The 5,410-nt window shown below is 59.0% G+C and carries 3 protein-coding genes and 1 pseudogene; all 4 read right to left on the bottom strand.

Going from position 1 to position 5,410, the window contains the following annotated elements:
* Positions 1-1,215 precede the first annotated feature (1,215 nt).
* Entirely contained in the window at positions 1,216-1,434 is a 219-nt protein-coding gene (locus IE224_RS20485; RefSeq protein WP_191313337.1) for a hypothetical protein, read from the bottom strand.
* 647 nt (positions 1,435-2,081) lie between these two features.
* Positions 2,082-2,531 (bottom strand): hypothetical protein, encoded by a 450-nt coding sequence (locus IE224_RS20480; RefSeq protein ID WP_202380394.1) that lies wholly within the window; start codon positions 2,529-2,531, stop codon positions 2,082-2,084.
* 123 nt (positions 2,532-2,654) lie between these two features.
* A complete protein-coding gene (locus IE224_RS20475) occupies positions 2,655-3,758 on the bottom strand; it encodes a hemerythrin domain-containing protein (RefSeq protein WP_191313334.1) in 1,104 nt (367 codons plus the stop codon).
* A gap of 353 nt (positions 3,759-4,111) precedes the next feature.
* Positions 4,112-5,326, bottom strand: a pseudogene (locus IE224_RS20470) (IS3 family transposase); the annotation flags it as partial.
* Positions 5,327-5,410 lie beyond the last annotated feature (84 nt).

Below are 5,410 nucleotides of genomic sequence, written 5' to 3'. Positions count from 1 at the left end.
GACAATCACGCCTTGACCACTGAATGACCGGAAATCCATAGTTAGAGGTGGCTCACTTCTCGATGGAAATGCCGGCTCAGTTCGGGGTGGAAATCAACAGTCTGACGTTGAGAATGCGCCGGATGATCAAGGTGTCTACTTAACCTCCTTGACTGCCGAATGACATGACGATTTCGATGGGCCGTCTGCCCTTATTGCGGTAGCCGAGATGGGACCGTCGAGATCGACACGGTGCGACCGGCGGCTCTTGGCTTTGTTCAATTCCGGCCCAAGGCGGAGCCAATGGATGCTGCTTGCTGCAAGGGGTGCAGCAAGGGCAAGGTTTGCGGCGACTGCTGCAGCAGCTGCAGGTACCAGGGCAGGAAAGGGTATGGGTATGGGTGTGAGTGTTATTTCAACGGATAAGGCTGATGGGATGGGCGGGGTGACCAGGCATACCCTTGCGGATGCTGAAGTGACCTGCGGCAACTTCTTTTGCTCGTGATCCGTGCCGCCCTGATCGCCTTGTTACCGTTCGTCTCAACAGGCGCGGCGGGCGCAATGTGCTTTGAGCCGTCCGAGCCATACTGCGTCAGATCCTCTAATACCTTCGAAGATCGTTATGCTTTCGATAGCTGCCTCCGGGAAATGGAGGCCTATCGCAATGGCGTGACAGCCTTCCAATCCTGCCGAGAGGATGAGATCGCAGAAATCCAAGATGAAATTCAGTGCGCCTTACGGACGTTGGAAGAAGCAGTCAAACTTTGGAACTGCCGCGCCAAAGGTGGCACGCTTTGTCCGTAACCGACAGCAAAGCCGCCGCCCCTGCTACACTCCAGGGACGCGGCTAGAAACGCGAGAAACTCTCCCGGCATCTGAAGTCGCATTTGGGCTAGCGCGTCCCCCTAACGGTGAGATGGCGCAGACTGAAGAACAGCCATTTGATATTATAGGTGAGGCCACAAAGCCCGCTGCCGGCGCAGGACCATCTGCCCATCAAATGCTGTTCGGCATTTACGTCTTATCGTAACCGCTGGTCTTGAAGAGCCTTCAAGGAGGAGACGGCCAGGGGACCACAAGACGATACAGATGCTGGGGGAGGCGACAAGCAAGAGGGAGTGAGGAAACATGCCCTGCAACCGTTGAATTCGCAGACGCACGCACAAACCCAGGCGGGTCGCATTCCCTTCGAGAACGGCAAGGTTTCCCCCGCCGCCATCTTTATCCATTCAGACGTCAGCTGCGCCCAAGCGCGTCGTAATGGCTGTTGATCCTGACATCAGCCAGAGACCGCACCCTGACAGGGGTGACAACAGCAGGGTCGCCAGCGAGCCAGTCAACAGCCCGCCAAAATGCTCTTGCGAACAGACCATGCTGTGCTGCGGGACTTACCAGTGCGTCTGCATTTGCAAGCGACGGGCGTTCGTTCTGCGATGTTTTGTAAATTTTCTTCATTTCTGTACTCTTTCACAAGGTAAAGGCAGATGCTCCTGCCTGAACCGTTAACGTGGACAATCGCACTGTCCTCATCAGGAAGGCGGTTCTTCATCTGAGACACGTAACCTTCGTCGGCCATCTTCCGGGAAGCCTCGTCGTCTTGGCCATTCTGGCGGCCATCCAGAGCTTTGTCCTCGCTCTTGGGCTCGGCTCGTGCATCTTTTGGAGAGGCAGGAATTCGTACGGCCATTGTCCGGCCCTCTGTGAGGCAGGAACAGAACATTTTGTCGCACCTCCTAAAACATGGGGTGCATAAGGTCGTTTTGCATCAGTGATCCTGCCCCTAAGTGCCAAGCCCAGGGAAAGAAAGGAAAGAAGGACGAGCTGCTCTGCGCCGATGTTCGCGCATGCACTTGGTCCGCCAGTCTCCCGCGTCTGCGCGCCTTTCGAGGCTGGACATCAGGATACCCTGGCTTCTGCTCCCACCGACGGACGGTGCCCTGAAGGCGCGAGGGAAAGCACCGGCAATAACGCCATTGCCTTTCGAGCTTTGCTGTCTTCGCGCGACACCGGCAAAAAAGGCCCCGCCGCCGAAGGCAAGGCGTCACTCGTTATACAAACTGCATCGGTTCATTCCAGGCGACATCACCGTCTCGGCCGCAAACCTACTCGCTCAGGCGTCGTGCAATGTGCAGATGCACGGGCGCCAAGGCCAATCCGCCGGTATCCATGCTGCGTGTGATCATGCGGGTAGCATGCTCCATCGACCGCTCTGCCAAGCCCAGCACATCGCCCGCGCGCAAAGGGCGCGCGCCCAGAAGCAGGTCGCAGAGGTGCTGCGCCTGCTTTGTGGCGTCAACCATAATTGCCGACCATTGCTCGACAAGGGCCTCGTTGACCTTGGCGATGGCCACAACCTTCTCAAGCATCATTCCACCGAGTTCGGCATAATCCCCTTGGGCAGGGCGGCAAGCCGCCTTGCCCATGACCGTCATCCGCGCCCCGATGACGCTGCGGGAAGCCGTCATCGTTTCGTTCAGGCGCAGATGGGTGTTCATCATATTGGAACTGGCCTTTGCCAGTTCGGCCCAAGCGTTCATGGCAGCGATCATCATCAGCTTATCTTTGTTCAAGCGCATGAGGCGGCGGCAGGGCAGAATGTCCCGTTCTCGCGCCATGCTGCCACCGGGTTGCGCAACCGTATGGTGCAGCAACCCTTCATGCGAGTGTCAGCGCTGTTAAGCCGTTTCTGTGATACGCGCCTGAAGCGGGTTCAACGCCTGCTGCGAACTCCGCTGCGCGATCTGCAACATGGCCGTGCGGCGCTCCATCCAGTTATGCATGACACTCATTGCAAACGCCCTCTGAGCCTCTGCGGCGGCCTTCAAGGTCCTCGATCCGATCAACTGCTGGGAAAGCTCGACGTTGGTGCGGGCAGCTTTGCCGAACCAGTCCATCCAAGCGGAAGAGACGTCTGACAGCGCCTGCACCGAGACCGCCGACGTTGTCGAGACAACCTGCACATCCCCGGCCAGCATCCGCGCGGCGTCACGGTAGACCGTCATGGCCTCCTGGCTGTCCGAAGCCATCTGCTGGGCGCGCTCGGTCAGGCCTTCGCCGATCTGGCGCGCCTGATCCTGGGCGGCGGCCCTGCCGCGTTCCATCACCTCGGCCACCTGTTCGGTGGTTTCACGCGCGACACGCTCCGCTTCCTTTTGGGTCCGGGCGACGGCCTGCTCGGCCGCGAGGGCGCGCTCGGCCTCTGCCGCCTGACGCTCTGCTTCGGCCTGCTCCACGTGCTTGGCCTCCCTGGCCGCTGCACGCTCGTCGGCTTCGGCCTGCTCGGCCTTTTCGGCGTTCCGCTTGGCTTGCGCTCGCTCCTCGCGCTTTTCGTCGCGCTTGGCGGTTTCGGCCTCTTTGACGGCACCCTCGATATCGGATGCTACAGTGGCGGCCTCATCATCATTGAGCACCTTGAGGATGGCGGGGAGAAGCTCCTTGCGCTCGTTGCGAACATGCTGCTGGAAACCCTTGTTCAGGTCGGCAAGTGCCGCGAGAAACGCATCATTGTCCTTCGGCAGACCGGACAGCTTTTCGAGGGAAGCACGCAGGTCCTTGTTGCCCTTCAATGCATTGACGGCAAGATCCTTAGTCTCGGGATGCTTACGCAGCAGCGGCAGAAGGTGCTGCTCTTCGAGCTCCACATAGCGGGAAAGTTCGTCACTCAGTTCCGCGTAAAGGCTTTCGCGGGACTTCACCGCCTGGTTCGAGGTCGCCGCAAGTTTCGTGATCAGCGCGGCGGCTTTTTCAGGAGCAGCCTGGATCGTTTGACGAAGGGTCATGGGGATATCTTCCGTGCATGCTTCCGTGAACCCGAAGCCAGCGACAAAGGCCCCACCGAAGTGCGGAGACATCACATGCTGGTTGCTCAAGGAAGCTCAGGCAGGATCATCCGAGGAGGCTTCGCCGAATGTCTTGCTGCGGTGCAACATAACCAGCAGGCACAGCAATTGTAAGGGGCGGCCGAGGAGTTACCAGGCAATCAGCTCAAGTATCGGAGGAGAATGCTGCGCTGCAGCGAAAAGCAGGTTGCATATGCATGTGAAATCATGGTGCTAGGCCATGTCCGTCGTCGAATGATTTGGAACAGGCGGCCTGATGTTGGTTTGGAGGGTCCTGGCTCCGTGGGTTGAGGTTATGCGGCCTGGCGCTGATGGATCAAGCGCCGGCTCTGGATGGTCAGTTTCTTGATCTTCTCCCTTTCTGCCAGGATGGCCGGGCCGCGTCCGAAGTAGACATCAGCGGGCGTGAGATTGCCGAGGCTCTGGTGATAGCGGTTGTTGTTGTAATGCTCGACAAAGGCGGCGATGGCCGCCTCGAGTTCACCCTGCAGATAGTAGTTTTCCAGCAGAATGCGGTTCTTGAGGGTCTGGTGCCAGCGCTCGATCTTGCCTTGCGTCTGGGGATGGTTGGGGGCACCGCGGACATGGTCCATACCATGTTCTTCGAGGTATTCGGCTAGATCACCAGCAATGTAACATGGGCCGTTGTCGCTCAGCAGCCGGGGCTTGTGCAGCACGGTGACGCTGTCACATCCGGATGCAGCGAGCGCAATATCAAGCGTCGCACTGACATCGTCCGCCGCCATGCTGGTGCACAGCTTCCAGCCCACAATGTAGCGGGAGAAGTCATCCAGCACCGTAGATCAGGTAGAACCATCCCCCGCCTGTCACCTTGAGATAGGTGAAGTCGCTCGGACCACATCTCGTTTGGCCGAGTGGTCTTGTCCCTGAACTCGTCCCCGGCCTTGATCACCACACAGGCCGGGCTGGTGATGAGGTCATAGGACTTCAGCAGCCGATACACGGAAGGTTCTGACACGAAATACTTTTCTGTATCCGTGAAGCGAACGGCCAGCTCCCGCGGCGACAGGTCCGGCTCGCTGAGCGCCAGTTCCACGATCCGATCACGCACAGCGTCGGGGATGCGGTTCCAGACCCGGGACTGCCGTGAGGGGGCGGTCTTCCAAGCCCCTCACGGCCGTGTTCGACGTATCGATCATACCACCGGTAGAAGGTCGTGGGCGGCACCCCGATCTGCGCCAAAGTCCGGCGCACCGGCAGGTGGGATTGCTCGACGATGCGGATGATCTCGAGCTTCTCGGAAGCAGGGTATTTCATTCGTGCTCGACCCCAGCTCCGGTCGTGTTTTTTTTGAGCAGGCGGTTCTCGAGGGTCAGGTCGGCCACAACCTCCTTGAGCGCCAGTGTCTCAGCGCGCAGGTCCTTGACCTCGCCACTGCCATCGTCGGGAAAACAGTCCACTGGACTGTTTTCTGATCCTCCTCATACCTGTCGGGCAGTGTCCCCCGCCAGGCGTTTCTTGCCAGCCTCAAGGAACTCCTTCGACCAGCGGTCACGTCCGTCAAGCTGGTGTAATTTCCGGGATGGCCTGAGGTCATGATCAGGCTGCTTTCGTAGTGATGCTGAGAATGG

Source organism: Paracoccus aerius (assembly GCF_014656455.1).
GTDB classification, from domain to species: domain Bacteria; phylum Pseudomonadota; class Alphaproteobacteria; order Rhodobacterales; family Rhodobacteraceae; genus Paracoccus; species Paracoccus aerius.
The sequence above is the reverse complement of the archived record's forward strand: the minus strand, read 5'-3'. Positions and strand labels throughout refer to the sequence as shown.

Coding starts and splice junctions, on each gene's coding strand:
- IE224_RS20485 (WP_191313337.1), bottom strand. CDS start 1,434: ATGAAGAAAATTTACAAAACATCGCAGAACGAACGCCCGTCGCTTGCA.
- IE224_RS20480 (WP_202380394.1), bottom strand. CDS start 2,531: ATGATGATCGCTGCCATGAACGCTTGGGCCGAACTGGCAAAGGCCAGT.
- IE224_RS20475 (WP_191313334.1), bottom strand. CDS start 3,758: ATGACCCTTCGTCAAACGATCCAGGCTGCTCCTGAAAAAGCCGCCGCG.